This is a genomic window from Adlercreutzia sp. ZJ242, from assembly GCF_011038995.1.
GTDB lineage: Bacteria > Actinomycetota > Coriobacteriia > Coriobacteriales > Eggerthellaceae > CAAEEV01.
The window spans coordinates 1-16021 of the sequence record NZ_JAAKEE010000053.1 but is presented as its reverse complement, the minus strand read 5'-3'; the positions used below and the strand labels follow the sequence as shown (position 1 = coordinate 16021).

General features: G+C 63.4%; 18 protein-coding genes. 6 read left to right on the top strand and 12 right to left on the bottom strand.

Annotation, left to right across the window (positions count from 1 at the left end; translation table 11 throughout):
* From G7Y49_RS10215 to G7Y49_RS10205, 3 genes are all read right to left on the bottom strand, one after another.
* The coding region (locus tag G7Y49_RS10215) for a hypothetical protein (RefSeq protein WP_165173484.1) at positions 1 to 297 on the bottom strand (297 nt) is incomplete at its 3' end.
* A 414-nt stretch (positions 298 to 711) separates the two neighbouring features.
* The gene (locus G7Y49_RS10210; RefSeq protein WP_165173482.1) at positions 712 to 1023 is read right to left on the bottom strand and encodes a type II toxin-antitoxin system RelE/ParE family toxin; all 312 of its coding nucleotides are present in this window, start codon (positions 1021 to 1023) and stop codon (positions 712 to 714) included.
* Entirely contained in the window at positions 1020 to 1340 is a 321-nt protein-coding gene (locus G7Y49_RS10205; RefSeq protein WP_165173480.1) for a type II toxin-antitoxin system Phd/YefM family antitoxin, read from the bottom strand. Before G7Y49_RS10205 ends, G7Y49_RS10210 begins: the two co-directional genes overlap by 4 nt.
* Positions 1341 to 1483: 143 nt before the next feature.
* Here G7Y49_RS10205 and G7Y49_RS10200 point away from each other — a divergent pair, with 143 nt between their 5' ends.
* Positions 1484 to 1759, top strand: a complete 276-nt coding sequence (locus G7Y49_RS10200; RefSeq protein ID WP_165173478.1) for a BrnT family toxin — start codon at positions 1484 to 1486, stop codon at positions 1757 to 1759.
* Positions 1734 to 1976 (top strand): type II toxin-antitoxin system BrnA family antitoxin, encoded by a 243-nt coding sequence (gene brnA / locus G7Y49_RS10195; RefSeq protein WP_165173476.1) that lies wholly within the window; start codon positions 1734 to 1736, stop codon positions 1974 to 1976. Before G7Y49_RS10200 ends, brnA begins: the two co-directional genes overlap by 26 nt.
* 239 nt (positions 1977 to 2215) lie before the next feature.
* Here the strand turns inward: brnA and G7Y49_RS10190 are convergent, their stop codons facing one another.
* The 3 genes from G7Y49_RS10190 to G7Y49_RS10180 all read right to left on the bottom strand — a co-directional run bounded on the left by G7Y49_RS10190 (position 2216) and on the right by G7Y49_RS10180 (position 3262).
* Complete coding sequence (locus G7Y49_RS10190) at positions 2216 to 2659, bottom strand: helix-turn-helix domain-containing protein (RefSeq protein ID WP_165173474.1); 444 nt, start codon at positions 2657 to 2659, stop codon at positions 2216 to 2218.
* A gap of 25 nt (positions 2660 to 2684) precedes the next feature.
* Positions 2685 to 2858, bottom strand: a complete 174-nt coding sequence (locus G7Y49_RS10185) for a type II toxin-antitoxin system HicA family toxin (RefSeq protein WP_165173472.1) — start codon at positions 2856 to 2858, stop codon at positions 2685 to 2687.
* Between the two features lie 149 nt (positions 2859 to 3007).
* Positions 3008 to 3262, bottom strand: coding sequence for a hypothetical protein (locus G7Y49_RS10180; protein ID WP_165173470.1), 255 nt, complete (start codon positions 3260 to 3262; stop codon positions 3008 to 3010).
* A 218-nt stretch (positions 3263 to 3480) separates the two neighbouring features.
* On the opposite strand from G7Y49_RS10180, the gene G7Y49_RS10175 reads away from it, so the two are divergent.
* Entirely contained in the window at positions 3481 to 4656 is a 1176-nt protein-coding gene (locus G7Y49_RS10175; protein WP_165173468.1) for an ATP/GTP-binding protein, read from the top strand.
* The gene (locus G7Y49_RS10170; RefSeq protein ID WP_165173466.1) at positions 4649 to 5176 is read left to right on the top strand and encodes a hypothetical protein; all 528 of its coding nucleotides are present in this window, start codon (positions 4649 to 4651) and stop codon (positions 5174 to 5176) included. Before G7Y49_RS10175 ends, G7Y49_RS10170 begins: the two co-directional genes overlap by 8 nt.
* A gap of 238 nt (positions 5177 to 5414) precedes the next feature.
* Here the strand turns inward: G7Y49_RS10170 and G7Y49_RS10165 are convergent, their stop codons facing one another.
* The 4 genes from G7Y49_RS10165 to G7Y49_RS10150 form a co-directional block, all read right to left on the bottom strand.
* Positions 5415 to 7718: a hypothetical protein gene (locus G7Y49_RS10165; RefSeq protein WP_165173464.1), complete on the bottom strand. Its 2304-nt coding sequence runs from the start codon at positions 7716 to 7718 to the stop codon at positions 5415 to 5417.
* A gap of 182 nt (positions 7719 to 7900) precedes the next feature.
* Positions 7901 to 8227, bottom strand: coding sequence for a type II toxin-antitoxin system PemK/MazF family toxin (locus G7Y49_RS10160; protein ID WP_165173462.1), 327 nt, complete (start codon positions 8225 to 8227; stop codon positions 7901 to 7903).
* Positions 8227 to 8511 carry an AbrB/MazE/SpoVT family DNA-binding domain-containing protein gene (locus G7Y49_RS10155; RefSeq protein WP_165173460.1) on the bottom strand — a complete coding sequence of 95 codons (285 nt, stop codon included), beginning with the start codon at positions 8509 to 8511 and terminating at the stop codon, positions 8227 to 8229. The genes G7Y49_RS10160 and G7Y49_RS10155 overlap by 1 nt, the downstream gene beginning before the upstream one ends.
* A gap of 135 nt (positions 8512 to 8646) precedes the next feature.
* Positions 8647 to 9408 (bottom strand): ComF family protein, encoded by a 762-nt coding sequence (locus tag G7Y49_RS10150; RefSeq protein ID WP_241157381.1) that lies wholly within the window; start codon positions 9406 to 9408, stop codon positions 8647 to 8649.
* A 586-nt stretch (positions 9409 to 9994) separates the two neighbouring features.
* Here G7Y49_RS10150 and G7Y49_RS10145 point away from each other — a divergent pair.
* Positions 9995 to 10942, top strand: a complete 948-nt coding sequence (locus tag G7Y49_RS10145; RefSeq protein WP_241157380.1) for a transporter substrate-binding domain-containing protein — start codon at positions 9995 to 9997, stop codon at positions 10940 to 10942.
* 255 nt (positions 10943 to 11197) lie between these two features.
* Here the strand turns inward: G7Y49_RS10145 and G7Y49_RS10140 are convergent, their stop codons facing one another.
* Positions 11198 to 12127 carry a SufD family Fe-S cluster assembly protein gene (locus tag G7Y49_RS10140; RefSeq protein WP_165173454.1) on the bottom strand — a complete coding sequence of 310 codons (930 nt, stop codon included), beginning with the start codon at positions 12125 to 12127 and terminating at the stop codon, positions 11198 to 11200.
* A gap of 13 nt (positions 12128 to 12140) precedes the next feature.
* Positions 12141 to 12911 (bottom strand): ABC transporter ATP-binding protein, encoded by a 771-nt coding sequence (locus tag G7Y49_RS10135; RefSeq protein ID WP_165173452.1) that lies wholly within the window; start codon positions 12909 to 12911, stop codon positions 12141 to 12143.
* Between the two features lie 754 nt (positions 12912 to 13665).
* Between G7Y49_RS10135 and G7Y49_RS10130 the strand changes: the two genes are divergently transcribed.
* Positions 13666 to 16021: insulinase family protein (locus tag G7Y49_RS10130; protein ID WP_165173450.1), on the top strand; the 2356-nt coding region annotated here is incomplete at its 3' end.

The following is a 16021-nucleotide window of genomic DNA, read 5'->3' as shown; positions in this document are numbered from 1 at the left end:
CATCACCCAGCTCTCAAATCCCAAGATGGCGAACCCGCACCATCCCGGGCAGTCTTCAATGGCGCCGTCATCAAATGCACAACCGTGTGAGAAGCACTTCTCTGAAAGCGCCTCAGCACACAGCACATCCCGTGCGTTGTGCTCGTTTTGCTTGATTCTTCTCAGCGCGGCGAGTTCGACTTCGTGCGCGGCAAGTATGCTGCCGTCGGGCTTTGCGCACTCACTTGCGTACGTGTCTGGTAGCAGACCCTCTACATACGCAAGCCTTCTTTTCTTGTTGGCTTCTCTGCCGTTCATAGGAGTACTCCAATCCTCCAATGACGCAGATGCCGCAATGGGGGTGCAAGGCGGTGCCAGCGCCTTGCACCCTTCAACTCTTCGCTTCCGATACGCTGTGGTATCCGCGTTATCGGAAATCGTCGTCAATAGATTTACTCGGAAGCAGACATCAAGCATGAGAGCAGCAGTATGAAATCGCAATACCCCAGGTCAGGGCAGGAGAGCAACACGACTTACCACCTAAGTTGTGTTGCCGGGCCCAAAATGGAGGCAGAAATTGCAAAAACAACACCAGATTCAGAAAAGCCTTGATCCCGCCCAACGGGTAAGACGAGGTAAGATGGTTGCCTCGGTGCCTTCGTGGATCTGCGAGCGCTTTCGCTGTTACCTCCACGTGCGGCCAGGTCAGCTTTCCGATCAGCGGGCCCGGGGCTACCTCCCGAGCCGCCTTGCGGCCTCGCGGTAGACCTCGTCGCCGGTGCGCATGCCGACCACCACGATCCTCATGACGCCATCTACCTCGACGAGCTGGTACACGACGCGGATGCCGCTCTTGCGCAGCTTTATCTTGAACAGCCCCGCGAGGTCCGTCCCGCCCTTGTTGCCGAGCGGCTTGCCGTAGCCCTCCGCCGTGGGGTCCTGCCGCACCTTCCTGATCGCCTTGAGCGCGAGCACGCGCTGCGCCCCGTCCAGCCTGCGCATGTCCCGCCTGGCCTCGTCCAGGAACTCGACCTCCCAGCTCATGCGAGCTCCACGTCCTCGGCGGCGTCGAGCTCGGCTTCGGTGATGCCGAGCTCCTCCATGACGTCGGCCATCGGCGTGCCGGGCCGCCCCGCGTTGGCCTCGAGGCGCTCGGCGGCCTCGAGCAGCAGCGCGTAGTTCTCCTCGGCCTCCGACATGCGCGCGAACTCCTCGGGCGACACGATGACAGCCTCGGGCGCGTTGTTCTTCAGCACGAACAGGGGCCCCGCGCTCCTGGCCCGCTCGAAGATCCTGGACGCGTGCCCCTTGTTGAAGCTCGTGATGGGCACGAGCCTGTCGAGAACGTCCGCTTGTCCCATGTCGACTCCTAAGATCGGTAGATATATCGATAAATATCACGCTATATACTCTACCATTGCGGACGGCCCTCTGCAATGCGCGCGCACAGCGCCTTTACGATAGCAGATGACGAAGATATAATATGTATACCTAGGAGGTATGCATGATATTTGAATTCGATGAAGGCAAGAACGGGTCAAATATCGAGAAGCACAAGGTCAGCTTCGAGGAGGCCCAGGTGATCTGGGAGGACCCCGATCTCATGGTGATCTCGGCGAGGAAGCGAGGCGAGAGGCGCCAGATGGCGATCGGGCGTGCCTACGCGGTCATGTTCAGCGTGGTGCACACGAAGCGGGGGGAAGCCGTCAGGATCATCTCGGCCCGCAGGTCGACGAAGAAGGAGGTGCAGCGTTATGAGCAGAACAGGAACCGCCGATAGGCTCGAGGCCGCGTTCGACGCGGGTGAGGACATGGACGAGTTCTTCGACTTCGACAACCCCTCGTTCCCGAATCGGGAGCTGAAGCGCGTCAACGTCGACTTCCCGCAGTGGATGGTGGCCGGCCTCGACGCCGAGGCGTCCCGCCTGGGCATCAACAGGCAGGCCGTGATCAAGACGTGGATAGCCGAGAAGCTTGACGCCCGAGCTCTCGCTTAGCGGGCTTCTTACGTTCGGGCAGCATGCGCTAGGGGTGCGCCGCCATGGCTTTTGCGAGCGAATCTTGTAAGGTGCGCCACGGCGGGGAAATATACCGCAGGCTTTGCTGCTTTCCCTAGCTCGCCCAGTCCTCAATCGCCAGGCCCTCGACGCATGAGAACCCCGCGTGTTGTTCGCGACGAGCGTCATGCCGAGAGACTTCACCGTCGCGGTTGCCATGAGGGGGTTCGTCTCGAAGCTCACTTCGCTGCGGCCGCTCTGGGGCGTCCAGCCTTGCGCTCGTCGGCTAGGCGCGCTCTCACGCTTGCCTTAGTGACCCAGGTGTTGCGGCCATCCCGCCATCCGTCGAGGAGGCCGCTCGCCAGCATCGCGGTGACGCGCGGGCGCGTGACGCCGAGGGCGTGCGCCGCCTCGGCCGCGCTCATGCGCGGAATCTCGGACATGGCGGCGTCCACCGATACTACCACCGTTACACCGCCGCGCTTGGGGGCGTTGCCGAACGATGCGGGCGGGAGGGCCTGCCCGCGCATGACGTAGTCGCGCACGGTCTCGCGCAGCCAGTCGGCCGCCGACTCGCAGGCGTCGGCCACGTCCTCGCCTTGGGTAGCTCCGTTGAGGCCGAACGGGGCTATGCACCACCCAGCCTCGCCCCGCCACATCTCGAACTCGTAGGTGTACTGCATGACAGGGTCCTTTCCGAGGGGTCGGCTACCCGATCCCCGCCTGCCTCTTGATCCTCTCGAACGTCTCGTCCTCGATCTCTCGGTGCCTCTTCACCAGGACGGTCACCTTGCCGTTGGTGAACTTCTCGTGCTTCGCGCCGCCCTTTGACCAGAAGCCGTTTTGCTCGAGGAGCCTCACCACGTCCCTCCGCTTGGTCATTTCCCCCTCCTTGTCGGGACAACCGCATTGTAAACTGAGTTAATACAATCGGCAATAAGCGTTAATCGGGTTAACTGTATTTTGATCGGCCTCGTGGTGAGTCGTGGTAGGGCCTCTGAGCTTCGAAGGTTGCGGCAAGTCGCATGGGCTCAGAAGTCCTGGCGGCGGAGCGCCTTGAGATGGGCCTTCTTGACCCGCTTTGTGCCGCCGAAGAACGTGCACTCGGACCTGCCGAGCCCGCCCTCTTGGCGCTTTGCCTCGATCGGCTCCATGGTGCAGGCGAGGTCGGCCGCTTGAAACAGGAGGTAGTCGGCGGGTGATGCCGCATGGAACTCCGCCTCAGAGAGGGATGGCGAAGGCAAGTCGTCATGCGCGGTGGTGCTAACTCGACGCTGATGCAGCAACGGGACCTCTTGTTTTACGGGGTGCAAGGGACCCGTCCGGGCCTTTGTCTGTCAGGGGTCGCGCAAAGGCGGCTCGGAAAAGGTTAGAAATGAGGACCGAGCCACATGAAATCAAGAACGCCCTTTTTGAGCTCCCAGCCGCCTTGCCAGGGTCTCGGCGTCTCGCATGATGTATAATTAAAACATAGAAAATGTTTTAATTATACGAAAGGGCACAAATGAAGCTGCTGAAGGTCTACTTCGACCATCTTATGATGTTCGAGGGAGGAGTGTTCGAGATCGACCTCTTCGCCTCCGACCGCGTTGCGGCCTCCGACGAGTCGGCCTTCAAGCTGGCAGGCCATCTCCATGTCAACAGCATCGTGGCGCTGGCGGGCATCAACGCCTCGGGCAAGACGACGGCGTTGAACCTGCTGGAGCTTGCCTGCCGCATCGTGGACGGCTCGCCCGTGCGCGGCGGGGGGCTCCCGTCGGTGCTGCCCACCGTGTTCGACGGCCCCTCGACGTTCAAGTGCGTCGCATGGCACGAGGGCTCCGCCTACCTGGTTGAATCGGTGCTGGCGGCTGGGGGGGACGAGGGCGACGGCCCTGTGCTGGGCTTCGCCGAGGAGACGGTGTCCTCCCTGCCGGCCAAGGCTCTCAAGCGGTCGGTCCTGGGATCCTGGGACGACATCGAGGCCCTCGCTTCACCATTGTGCACCCGTGCTCAGATGCCTGGTTCCTGGGCGGCGCTCACCTCGCCGGACGTTTCCATCGCCGTCGCCGTTTTCGCAAGGGACTTCGGGCAGCGCGTCCGCGCGACGGCCGTGCGCGACGATGGGTTCCGCCTCGCCGAGCAGTTCGACGGCCTCGATGACGTACTTCGCGTCTTCGATCCCTACATCGAGCACCTGGAGGTGCGCGACTCTGGCCGCGCATTCGTGCTGACGTTCTTCGGGCGAGAGCCCATCACGCTCTCCGAGCGCGGCCTAGCGGAGGTGCTCTCCTCCGGCACCGTGCGCGGCCTGGGGCTGGTGCAGCGCGCGATGAGGATCCTGCGCTCTGGCGGCTACCTGCTGGTGGATGAGGTGGAGAATCACCTGAACAGGCAGCTGGTCAACGTCGTGCTGGATCTGTTCGCCGCGTCTGAGACTAACCCCAAGGGCGCGACGCTGGTGTTCACGACCCACTATCCGCAGCTCTTGGACCACGTGCACCGCAAGGACAATGTGTTCTTCCTGGTGCGCGGTGATGGGGGCGGCGCATGCGCCGTGAAGTACTGCGACCGTGTGAGACGCATCGAGAACAAGAAGTCCGAGGTGTTCGCCTCCAACTTCGTGAAGGGCACCGCACCGCGCTACGCCGACGTGCGCGCGCTGAAGTCGCTCGTAGCGGAGAGGGTGGCCGATGAATAAAGGTGGCTTTTGCCCCGCCGGGTACCATCCGGTGATCTCCTGCGAGGGCACCGCAGAGCAGGTGGTCGTGGAAGTCCTGCTCTACGCTGACGCGCTCGTCTTTCCCAGGGCCGACGTCGTGGATGTTACCCGCCTACGCAAGGCAGCTGACATCCAGGCCGAGTACCTGAACTACGACTACGACTGGCCGGTGTGCGTCGTTCGCGTGCTGGACTCGCGAAAGGAGCGCTTCAAGCTCGGCAGCCTCTACGCCGAGCGCTTCCCGGTGGCCAGCTACGTGACACATCCGGAGATGGAGGTGCTGGCAATAATCCGCGAGGGCGCATGGGACCGCTGGCACGGCAGCCATGTGAAGCCCAGCGATTTCTGCAAGCGGGAGCTCGGCATGCGCGGGGTCAAGCGCGCAGACTTCCTCAGGGGCTACTGGGATGCCGACACGCTGACCGCCGCCGCTAGGGAGTACCGTCGCCTTTCCAAGGTCCCCAAGGGCGAGCTGTGCCTTGCTGATCTCATCCGGTAGGGATTCGTTGCGCATGGCCGGCGGAGGGAGGGGCTTCTGTCTTCCTCTGGGAAGCTCCCCCAAAAGCCTGATCTCCAGGGCCTGGTCCCCCAACCCCAACTTGCGCCGATGTCACGCCAAACTTGCGCCACAAGCAAGTGTTGGCGCAAGGTTGGCGTGAGCTTCAGGCACCTTATCCGCAATTATCAGGCCGATTCTCGTCTTTTGGCCGGGACTTTGAAGTTCAGGGCCATTCGCTCTAGCTTTCGTTGCGATTTAATTTGACGGGGGTTAGCCAATCGCTTATGAGCAGGTTAAGCTCTTCTCTGCTGATGACGCCCTCGGGCGCCTTCAGGAGGACCGCTTGATAAACTTCGTCGAGGTAAGTGTTCTCTGGGTCGTTGAGAAGTGCCTCTGCGTTTATGATGAGGTCGGGTGGTACGGGGATGTTTTCGAAGTGGCTCGTTTGCAGAGCAAGAAGCTTGCAGCGACCGCTTTCAAGTGGGTGACGCTCATGGAGGAACATCGTTCTTGAGTCTCCCGTCTCACCGCTGAATTGCGGATAGGTGATGTCGATGCTTAAGTTAAGCTCGGGTATCTCCATCCAGGCGTGAATGTCAATCTTTCCGTCGATCCGATCAAGCCCGACAGCTCTCCCTCGCACGAAGCAAAAGGGGGTATCGAGCACGAACCGAGCAATGAGAGCCGTTTCGGCAATGCCATCATGGTAGGGGAAGCTTGCGATCCATCCCCGGGCCTTTGCGCTCAAGCTGGAGAGGTTGTCGGCTTGCAGTGTGGCGATAGCAAGGGAAAAGGCGTGGACTCTGGAGCAGATAGCGGCAATCAATCGCTGGTGCTTGACACCAATGGTGTAATGATCGAGTGACAGGCCGTCCTTTTGGAGCTGTCGGTAATATGAGATGCATTTCTTACCGTCTCCGAGCAGCCCGTAGTAGAGGCTGAGTCCGATGACGAGTTCGGTTCGGCCAGGATGCCGGAGAAGCAGGGCGAGATTCCTCTCGACAGATCGGAGCAGCTCTGCTGCTTCGATCCTCGCTTCGGCCTGCGTGAGCTTCTTTCTCTCAACGGTGTGAAGGAGGCTGCGGATAAGCCTCAGCGCGGTCTGGCTCTGCTGCACTCCGAGTCCGTTGTCTTGGTAGAGGGTAATCGCGCTTCTAAGATAGCTCTCGACCTCGTCGGCATCGCAGGCTCCTTCCCGTTCGGGAAGCGTTCCGAGCTCATAGAGCTCGCGGAAAATGTGCGCTCGCTGGTAGACGCATTCTTCGGGCAGCTCGACGAGGAGCCCTTCGAAATAGAGCCTTGCATCGTTCTCGATGTACTTTTGCACCATTTGGGCGAGATCGGAATAGGCGTTGCTCTCGTCGGTGGTTGCGAGTCGGGCGAATAGCTCGTGTAGGTTGGACATGACGAGATGTTTGTCAGCGGGCTCGAGGGTGAGTAGCTGGTTTCTTCGCGCGTCGATGTAGTCCAGACATGAGAAGGGAGACCCTTCTCCTTCGCAAATGACTCTGAGCAGGCTTCCTGTCACGACTAGCTTGCTCTTCTCTTTGAGATGCGAAAGGACGTTCTCGCTTTCAAACAACCGCTCAACAAGCTCATTTAAAGCACTACGCCCCAGCTGGGCTTCGCGTATGAGCATGAGCTCGGTGTTGAGCAGGACGATGGCGTCGTCGGACTTTTTGAAGTTGAGAGTGCCCTCAAGTTCTCTGATGAGTTCATAGGCCTTGTCGACGTTGCCTGTTCGGGCGAGGTTGGAAATGTAGTCTTGGTATAGGATGATGGCAAGGGTGCGATTGCTCACGCGCTGCTGCTTCATTCTTGTCAAGGCTCGTTCAAACTCTTCGTTTGCGAGTGATAGATCTCCGCGGCTCACGTATTCGACGCCCCTGTTGATAATCAGCTCGACAGCTGCGACCTTGTCGTTTTCGGCGAGTCCTGCTTTCTCGGATTCTTTCATAAGCTGGCGAGACCCTTCGAGATCGCCTTGGTAGAACGCTATCATAGACTTGAGGAATGGCTTGTTAGGGCTTTTGTCGGAAATGCGATCAACGTAGATTGCCGCCTTGCTCATCGCTCCGAGTTTGATGAGAAGCTTCGCCTGACAGATGATGGCTCGAGCGCGCTGCTTTTTTGTCATGAGGCTTTCGGGGATCAAGGCAATTAGATGGAGAAGCTTGTGGTTGGGGATTCGAGAGTCCTCCCTATTGCAGTGGTCTGTTGCCCATGAGAGGAACATTCGCAGCGCAAGCGTGACAAGTCCTAAGATCACGAGAAGCGTAGCGGCGGACGCGGCGCTTACAGCGAAGATGCAACAAGTCGTCTCGTTTGGGACAAGGCAGGATAGCTGCATCACGATTGAGAGAATCATGCCGCAAAGTGCCGTTGTCACAAGGAGAGCAACGACGTATCGCAGTTTTGTGAAAGCAAACTTCTTTGCGATGAGGTGAAAGCCCTTGAATACACCGATGCAAGCGATTGCCATGGCGAGGTACCAAGAGCCGTCGAACAGCGCTTTGACGATCTCTATTGCGACACTTTCCAAAGGTGCTCCTGTCTGCTGTCTATCACTCGTAATGGCATTGATGATATGCCCATACGTCAGGGCAGGGGATTTCGCTTCAAGCAAGCGGTTTGCCTGGCCCGTGAACCAGGCTAGCGTCTAGACGCTACTGAACATGTCTCCAGTGGTTCTGCCAGTGCCGCGTGAGGGCGCCATAAGGTGCGCTAGATTCCGAACATGGCGCCGACGAGGGCAAGCGCTTCGCCCATGGTTTGCTCGCTGGCCGTCTCAATCTTTCGACACGGGCGGCTTGACAGGTCGAGGGTGCGCACCTGCTCGATGCAGGCGAATCCGGTCACGCATTCCCCGTCGATTCTCACGTGGAGGGGATAACCGTTGTTGACCGATGTGATCGGCACGACTGCAGTGAGGCTTGACCGCAGGTTGAACTTGTCGGTGCTGATGACGAGTGCGGGGCGGCGCTTGTTCGGTTCATGGCCAACCGATGGATTGAAATCGACTTCGATGATGTCTCCCTGAGAGCAGATCATCACCACACCTCGTTTCCAGCAGGTTCGCCCCAGTCAACCTCGGCGCCGAACGCAGTCAAGTCGGGGGGCGGCTCGTACGATCCGTTCCAGCCTTTGAAAACCTCGTCGATGGAGGTCTTGCGGGTGCGTTGGTAGGCTTGCCTTGCAGGCTTGATCTCGAGTACGCCGTCGTGCGACGTTATGTCAAGCTTGTCGCCGATGGCAAGCTCCATCTGGTCGCAAAGGGCCTTCGGTATGAGGATGCCCTGGCTGTTTCCCCATTTCGTCAGCGTTGCCGTTGCCATGCAGCCCTCCGTTCCCTGTTTACGTATAAACGAAGTATAGACGTAGTATAGCAGGTCAAACGAGTGCTGAGGTGTGGAATTGAAAGATTCGCGTGTCACGGTTGGTTTCATCTTATCGGCTCCTTTCGGGCATGGCTAGGCGCGGGCGAAGGTGAGGGCGTAGAGGGTGCACGCTCCCTGCGTGCGCAGGGCGTCGGCGGCGGCGTAGAGGGTGGCGCCGGTGGTGCACACGTCGTCGACGACGATGACGCGCTCGGGCAGGGTGGCGCCCGCCATCACGGCGAAGCGGCCCGCCATGTTCGCGTGGCGCTGCGCGCGCCCGAGGCTGCGCTGGTCGGCGCTGCGCGGGCGGGTGAGGACGGGCGCGCATTCCAGGTCGAGCAGCGCGGCGAGGCTACGTGAGAGCTCTTCAGCATGGTCGAACCCGCGCCGGCGCACGGCTGCGGCGGTGGCGGGGACGAACGTGAGCGCGGTGCGCGCCGGGTCGGCCGTCCACTCGGGCGGCATGTAGCGCGCCATGATCTCGGCCATCACCGCCGAAAGGCGCCTCTCGCCGCGGTCCTTGTAGGTGGTGACGATGTGCCGCGCGGCCTCGTCGAGCACAAGGGCGCTTGCGGTCTGGTCGAACGGCATCCGCTCGCGTCCGCTGAGGGCGAGCAGGGCGTGGTTGCACTCGGTGCACTGCACGCGCCCGAACGGCGCGCCGCAGCGCGGGCAGGCGAGGCACGCGTCGATGTAGGGCAGGCGCGCGGCGCACGCGTCGCAGAGAAGCTCGCCTGGCGCGTCGCACACGGCGCAACGCGTCGGCCAGAGCGTCTCGGTGAGCACCTCGGATGCGAAGCTCAGGCAGCGGGCGGGGGATATGTCGCGCATGAGGGCGGCCATGCCTCCCAGCATAGGGACGCCGCCTGGCGGGATCATCCTGCGAGTCCGGCGCGAGCCTGGCGGGATCGCCGCTCTGACCTGGCGCGCATTCCTTTGTCGGGAAGCATCTTCGCCCCCTCTTCCACGTCGCGCCGTCGGCACGCCTTCGCTTTTCCGCGCTTCGCGTGCCCGCCCCACGTTCGCGCGCTGCATCCGCTCGCCCCGCCCCACGCTTGCGTGGCAGGTGTCCTCCCTCTCGCTGGCGTATTTCTGCGGTGCGTCCGGCGAAAACAACCCGCCGCTTCTGCTACACTAGTAAATTGCTTCTTTCGAGTCTGTAGTTGCGGGAGCACCTGCTCCTCAGTCCATGGCAGATGCGGTCGAAAGGATCCACGTAAGCCGCGCGGGCGTGCCCGGGCGGTGAGCATGGCGTATCCTAGGGGTAAGTCGCACCGCCCGTTCTACCTTCGCGGCATTCGGCTGCGGCGGGCGAGAGGGTTCTAAGCGCAAGCGGAAGCCCCGGTGCGCGAGTGTGGGGGCAAAGACTAGGTCAGTCGAAGGAAGCCTTGTTTGACAGGTGAAGTAGGAGAACCTCTTCTGAGGGCAAATGGAGGATGTTGTGAGAAAGCGTTTGCATGCCGTGGTCCTGTGCGCTGCGGCTTTCTGCATGATGCTGGTGCTCGCAGGCTGCTCGGGCGGCTCGACGTACCAGCCTGAGCTGAAGAGCGCCACGGTCACCACGCCGACCATCGGCCAGGCCGACACGCTGCGCGTGGGCGTGAACACCGAGAAGTCGCCTCTGGCCGGCATGGGCAGCGAGAAGATCATCGGCATCGACGTCGACATCGCGGCTGCGCTCGCCGACGAGCTGGGGCTCAAGCTCTCCATCGTCGACGTGGGGTCTGACCCCGAGGATGCGCTCGCGCAGGGCAAGGTCGACATCGTCATGGGCATCGACAACTCCGACGCGAGCAACTTCTGGCTGTCTGAGGAGTACCTGCCCACGGGCGTCGCCCTGTTCGCGCTCACCTCGAGCAACGCCGACGTGCCTGACGCCGCTTCCAGTCCTAAGATTGCCGCGCAGGTGTCCTCGAAGAGCGCGTGGGCCGTCTCCAACGAGTTCGGCGACGAGGCGCTCACCTCCACGACCAACCTTGCCGACGCCTTCGCGCAGCTCGAGTCCGGCAAGGTGCAGTACGTGGCGTCTGACGCGCTCATCGGGCTGTACGCCGCGCATCGCGCGGGACTCGACACCACGGTGGTTGCGCTCATGGCGAAGCCGAGCGGGTACTGCGTGGGCGTGGCGAAGGACAACACCGCGCTGCAGACCACCGTCACCGACGCGCTCAAGACCCTCGTCGACCAGGGCGTGGTGAACGTGATCGAGATGAAGTGGCTCGGCCAGTCGCTCGACTTCTCGAGCACGCCGCTCACGGCGGGCGCCACGTCGGCGAAGGCGACGGATGACGGCGCCGAGGCGCCTGCGGGCGAGGGCGCCGAGGGCGCTGAGGGCGAGGCCCCGGCTGCCGACGCCGCGCCTGCGGAGCCGGCTCCCGCAGCAGCCTAAGCGCACAGAGCAGCATAAGAGCGAACGAGGGCCCGCGAACAGCCAGTTTCGCGGGCCCTCGTGCTCGTGCTATAGGGTAAATGCCACGTTGTTGGCCAAAGTCAGCGAGAGGCCCGGAGGTGCTCGCAATTGGCGCGAAAGCGAGGCGAAGCGTACTTCGTACGCGAGCCTCGCTTGGAGCGACAAGGGCGGGTGCCTCCGGGCCTCGCAGCGTCGAGCCGTTCCGCCGTTGCGCCAGCAACGGCGGAGCTACCCCTAGTTCAGGAAGTCCTCCAGGATCTCCTGCTCGGCTTCCTCCTCGGTGAGCCCGAGCGTCATGAGCTTCACGATCTGGTCGCCGGCGATCTTGCCGATGGCGGCCTCGTGCACCAGGAGCGCGTCCTCGCTGGCGGCCTCGATGCCGGGGATGGCCTTCACCTTCGCGTTGCCCATGATGATGGCGTCGCACTGCACGTGCCCGCGGCAGGCCGCCTCGCCGATCACGAGCGGGTTGAACACCTGCACGGAGTCGTCCTGGGCCACCGAGCGCGAGATCACCTGCACGCTCGAGTCGTCGCCCTTGAGCTCCACCTTCATGTTGGAGACGGCTGTCTGCTTGTCATGCGTGAGCAGCTTCTCCAGGAGCACGAGCTTCGCGCCCGCGGCCAGCTCGGCGTTGGTGTCGCGCACCGTGGAGGTGACGCCGCGCAGCTGCACCAGCTCCATCTCGCAGAAGGAGCCCTCCTCCTGGTACACGTTGGTGGTGGGGTTCAGGATGCGCTCGCCGGTTCCCTTGCCTTCGCCGTAGTGCTTCTCCACGTAGCTCACGCGGCTGTTCTTGCCGAGGTAGAAGCTGTGGATGCCGTCGTGCTCGGACGCCTCGTGGCTCGCGTTGTGGATGCCGCAGCCCGCCACGATCTTGACGTCGCAGTCCTCGCCGATGTAGAACGTGTTGTACACCACGTCCTTCAGGCCCGACTGCGTGACGATGACGGGGATGTAGATGGTCTCGCCCTTGGTGCCCGGCTTCACGCGGATGTCGATGCCGGGGTGGTCGGTCTTGGTGGAGATCTCCACGAACGCCGAGGACGACCGCTGGACGAGCTGGCCGTCCTTGCGGATGTTGAACGCGCCCTTCGGCATGCCGTGGAGGTTGGCTATCTCGGCGAGCAAGCTCTCGTCGATGGGGGAAAGGTCTACTGCCATGGGTCCGTCTCCTTTAGCACGTGGTGGGAATCTCGGTGAGGTGCAGCTCGGTGGGCTGCGTGAGCGGACAGCCGTCGATGCCCTTGGCCGCGAAGCCGAGCTTCGGCAGAAGCTCGTCGGGCGTGCCGGTGTCGGCCACCTGGCCGTCGCGCAGGAGGATGATCTCGTCGGCGAGCTGGATGATGCGCTCCTGGTGCGAGATGATCACGATGGAGCGGCCGTCGCGCGCCGCGTGGATGTCGCGGAACGTCTCGGTGAGCCGGTCGAAGCTCCACAGGTCGATGCCGGCCTCGGGCTCGTCGTAGATGGCGAGCTGCGGATCGCGGGCGAGGATGGTGGCAATCTCGATGCGCTTGACCTCGCCGCCCGAGAGCGACTTGTCCACCTCGCGCGTGAGGTAGCTCGCCGAGCACAGGCCCACCTTGGCGAGGAACTCGTTGCAGGCGAGCATGGGCAGCTTGCGCCCGGCGGCGATGTCGAGCAGCTTCTTCACCTTCATGCCCTTGAAGCGGGCGGGCTGCTGGAAGCCGTAGCCGATGCCGAGCTTGGCGCGCTCGGTGATGCCCAGGTCGGTGATGTCCTCGCCGTTGAACAGGATCTGGCCGCTCGTGGGGCGCTCGATGCCCATGATGAGCTTCGCGAGCGTGGACTTTCCGCCGCCGTTCGGGCCGGTGATCACGGTGAAGCGGTCGTCGCCGATGGTCAGCGACAGCCCGTCGATGATGCGTTTCGCGGCGCCCTCCTCGGCGGGCACCTCGAACACGAGGTCTCTCAGTTCGAGCATGGTCGGGTATACTCCATCTCTCCTCGCGCGAGGCTCTGGCTGCGGGAGGGAGCACGCGCCTTCCCGCACCTCGCAAGACGTGTTTTTCACTGACCCATTGTAGCCTCAATCGCGCAAAAGTCGACGGCAAACCCCCTGGGCGCAACGATATCCGACGCGGCTCCAAAGTAATGCCACAATTTCAGTAGCATTTAGGGAAGAGAAGGGGCAACGAAGGAGAGGGGGGCGCGGCGTGCCGGCGCACGCGAAATGAAGGCTATCGACTGAGCTCGACACCTTTTCGGTTGCAAAGGTGCGAGAAATGCACGATCTGATACCGCACATGGTCTCAAATCAGTCAAAAAAATAAGCCTGAGCTAACGTCGATCAGGTATTTCGCGAAGGCATTCCGTTATCTCAACGTGCTCGCTTCCTTGGATTGGTATCAGATCGTGCGTTTCTTGCACTTCGTCCAGCGAAAAGGCGTCGAGCTGACTGCGGACGGGACGAAAGGGGGAGCGGGTGGCGAAGGGGAGGCGCGGGGGGGGAACGACGTCGCGCGCGGGTGGCGAAGGGGAGGCGCGGGGGGCAGGGCGGTTGGGCTTTCGGCGCGTTACCGCTTGGCGTCATGTGGGGAAAAGTTGGCAGCTGGGACAAGCCGCGCATGCGTGCGGGCTGAAATGCGGGTAGAATGAAGGGGAAACCAGCGCGCGGCGACGATGGGCGTCGCGCTTGTCATGCGATAATCCTGATGAACTGAAAGGCTTGGGCCACCATGAACGATGTCTTTTCCGCTGCCGTTCGGCACGGCTTCGCCGTCACGTCAACCGACGAGCTGCCCGAGATCGAGGGCACCGCCTACGTCATGCGCCACGCCGCCAGCGGCGCGCAGCTGCTCTACCTGCGAAACGACGACGCGAACAAGGCGTTCTCCATCAGCTTCAAGACGCCCGCGGCCGACGACACGGGCGTGTTCCACATCCTCGAGCACTCGGTGCTGTGCGGGTCGCGCAAGTTCCCCGTGAAAGAGCCCTTCGTCAACCTGCTCAAGAGCTCGATGCAGACTTTCTTGAACGCCATGACCTTCCCCGACAAGACGATGTACCCGGTGGCCTCCACCAACGAGCGCGACCTGATGAACCTCATGGACGTGTACCTCGACGCGGTGTTCTACCCCGCCATCTACGAGAAGCGCGCCATCTTCGAGCAGGAGGGCTGGCACCTCGAGGCCGCCGACGGGGAGCTCTCCTACAACGGCGTGGTGTACAACGAGATGAAGGGCGCCCTGTCCGACCCCGACTCGGTGCTCTACGACGCGCTCTCGGCGGAGCTCTTCCCCGACACCACCTACCGCTTCGAGTCAGGCGGCACGCCGCGCGCCATCCCCGAGCTCACCTACGAGGCGTTCCTCGACAGCCACCGCCGCCACTACCGCCCCGACAACAGCTACCTCATGCTCTACGGCGACCTCGACCTCGAGGCGTTCCTCGCATTCATCGACGAGGAGTATCTCGCCCCGCTCGCGTCCGAGGAGCGCGGGGCGCTGCGCGTCAACCCGCTTGGGGAGCAGGCGCCGGTGGTGAGCACGGGCGTGCGCAAGCTCATGCCCACGGCCCCCGAGAACGCCGGCGTGGCGCTCGGGTACGTGGCCGGGCGCGCGTCCGACCGCGAGCGCCTGATCGCGGTCGACATCCTGCTCGACGCCGTCATGGGCTCGAACGAGGCGCCCCTGAAGCGCGCGCTGCTCGACGCGGGGATCGCGGCCGACGCGGTGGCGTACCTCGCCGACGCGGTGCTGCAGCCCTTCGCCGTGATCCAGCTCAAAGGCGCGCGCCCCGAGGCCGCCGCGCGGTTCCGCGCCTGCGTCGAGGAGCGCGCGCGTGAGCTGGCTGACGGCGCGCTCGACCACGCGCTCATCGAGGCGGCGCTCTCGCACGCCGAGTTCGCGATGCGCGAGCGCAACTTCGGCTACGCCGACGGCGTGGTGCTCGCCATGTCGAGCATGGCGGGCTGGCTCTACGACGACAGCCTGGCCACGGCGTACCTGAGCTACGAGAGCGCCTTCGCCAGCCTGCGCGCGAAGATCGAAGAGGGCTACTTCGAGCAGCTCCTGCGCGAGCTCGTGCTGGAGAACGCGCACTTCGCGGAGGTGGAGCTCGTGCCGTGCGAGCGCGACGAGGAGGCGGACGCCCGCGAGCGCCTCGCGCGCATCGCCGCGGGCTTCGGCCCCGACGACTTCGCCGCCGTCGAGCGCGCGGTGGCCGCCCTGCGCGCCGCGCAGGAGGCGCCCGACGCCCCCGAGGACGTGGCGAAGCTCCCGCAGCTGTCCGTGGCCGACATCGGCGAGGCGTCGGCCGAGGGCGCGTTCTGCCTGGAGGAGGGCGCGTCGGGCGCGTGCCTGCGCCACGACGTCCACACGCACGGCATCGCGTACGCCTACCGCTACTTCGACCTGGGCTGCCTTGCGTTCGAGGAGCTGCCCTACGCCACGGTGCTCGCCCTGGTGCTCGGGCGGCTCGGCACGCGGGAGCACACCGCCGCCGAGATCGACATGATGGCCCAGAGCAAGCTGGGGAACTTGAGCTTCTTCGCCGAGGTGCACGAAGACGCGCGCGACCGCAGCGCGTTCTTGCCGAAGTTCGTGGCGAGCTCGTCAGCTCTGGCGGAGAACGTCGAGCACATGGCGCTCATCACCGACGAGGTCCTGCACGAGACGGACTTCAGCGACCACGAGAAGATCCGCGACATCCTCACGCAGAAGCGCGTGGGTATGGAGCAGGGCTTCGCGACGGCGGGGCACAGCGTGGCCATGGCTCGCGTGGCGTCGTACTACCTGCCCGCGGCGCTCGTGCGCGAGCAGCTCGGCGGCGTGGACTTCTACCTGTTCCTGCGCGACCTGCTCGACCGCTTCGACGAGCGCGCCGACGCGCTCGAGCGGAAGCTGCGCGAGCTGGCAGGCCGCCTGACGGCGGGGGAGGGCTGCCTGCTGTCGTTCACGGGGACCGACGAGGACCTGCGCCGCTACCGGGCCGCCGGCGCCGCGCGGGGCGAGGGCGGGGCCGGCGTGCCCGCATGCGGCGACGCGCCGGAGGCCGCGACCGCGTGCGACGGCGCCGTGCCGGCGTGCGACG

Bases quoted from the DNA above. Each gene is read 5' to 3' on its own strand.
- G7Y49_RS10210 (WP_165173482.1), bottom strand. From the start codon at position 1,023: ATGAGCTGGGAGGTCGAGTTCCTGGACGAGGCCAGGCGGGACATGCGC.
- G7Y49_RS10205 (WP_165173480.1), bottom strand. From the start codon at position 1,340: ATGGGACAAGCGGACGTTCTCGACAGGCTCGTGCCCATCACGAGCTTC.
- G7Y49_RS10200 (WP_165173478.1), top strand. From the start codon at position 1,484: ATGATATTTGAATTCGATGAAGGCAAGAACGGGTCAAATATCGAGAAG.
- brnA (WP_165173476.1), top strand. From the start codon at position 1,734: ATGAGCAGAACAGGAACCGCCGATAGGCTCGAGGCCGCGTTCGACGCG.
- G7Y49_RS10190 (WP_165173474.1), bottom strand. From the start codon at position 2,659: ATGCAGTACACCTACGAGTTCGAGATGTGGCGGGGCGAGGCTGGGTGG.
- G7Y49_RS10185 (WP_165173472.1), bottom strand. From the start codon at position 2,858: ATGACCAAGCGGAGGGACGTGGTGAGGCTCCTCGAGCAAAACGGCTTC.
- G7Y49_RS10175 (WP_165173468.1), top strand. From the start codon at position 3,481: ATGAAGCTGCTGAAGGTCTACTTCGACCATCTTATGATGTTCGAGGGA.
- G7Y49_RS10170 (WP_165173466.1), top strand. From the start codon at position 4,649: ATGAATAAAGGTGGCTTTTGCCCCGCCGGGTACCATCCGGTGATCTCC.
- G7Y49_RS10160 (WP_165173462.1), bottom strand. From the start codon at position 8,227: ATGATCTGCTCTCAGGGAGACATCATCGAAGTCGATTTCAATCCATCG.
- G7Y49_RS10155 (WP_165173460.1), bottom strand. From the start codon at position 8,511: ATGGCAACGGCAACGCTGACGAAATGGGGAAACAGCCAGGGCATCCTC.
- G7Y49_RS10150 (WP_241157381.1), bottom strand. From the start codon at position 9,408: ATGCTGGGAGGCATGGCCGCCCTCATGCGCGACATATCCCCCGCCCGC.
- G7Y49_RS10140 (WP_165173454.1), bottom strand. From the start codon at position 12,127: ATGGCAGTAGACCTTTCCCCCATCGACGAGAGCTTGCTCGCCGAGATA.
- G7Y49_RS10135 (WP_165173452.1), bottom strand. From the start codon at position 12,911: ATGCTCGAACTGAGAGACCTCGTGTTCGAGGTGCCCGCCGAGGAGGGC.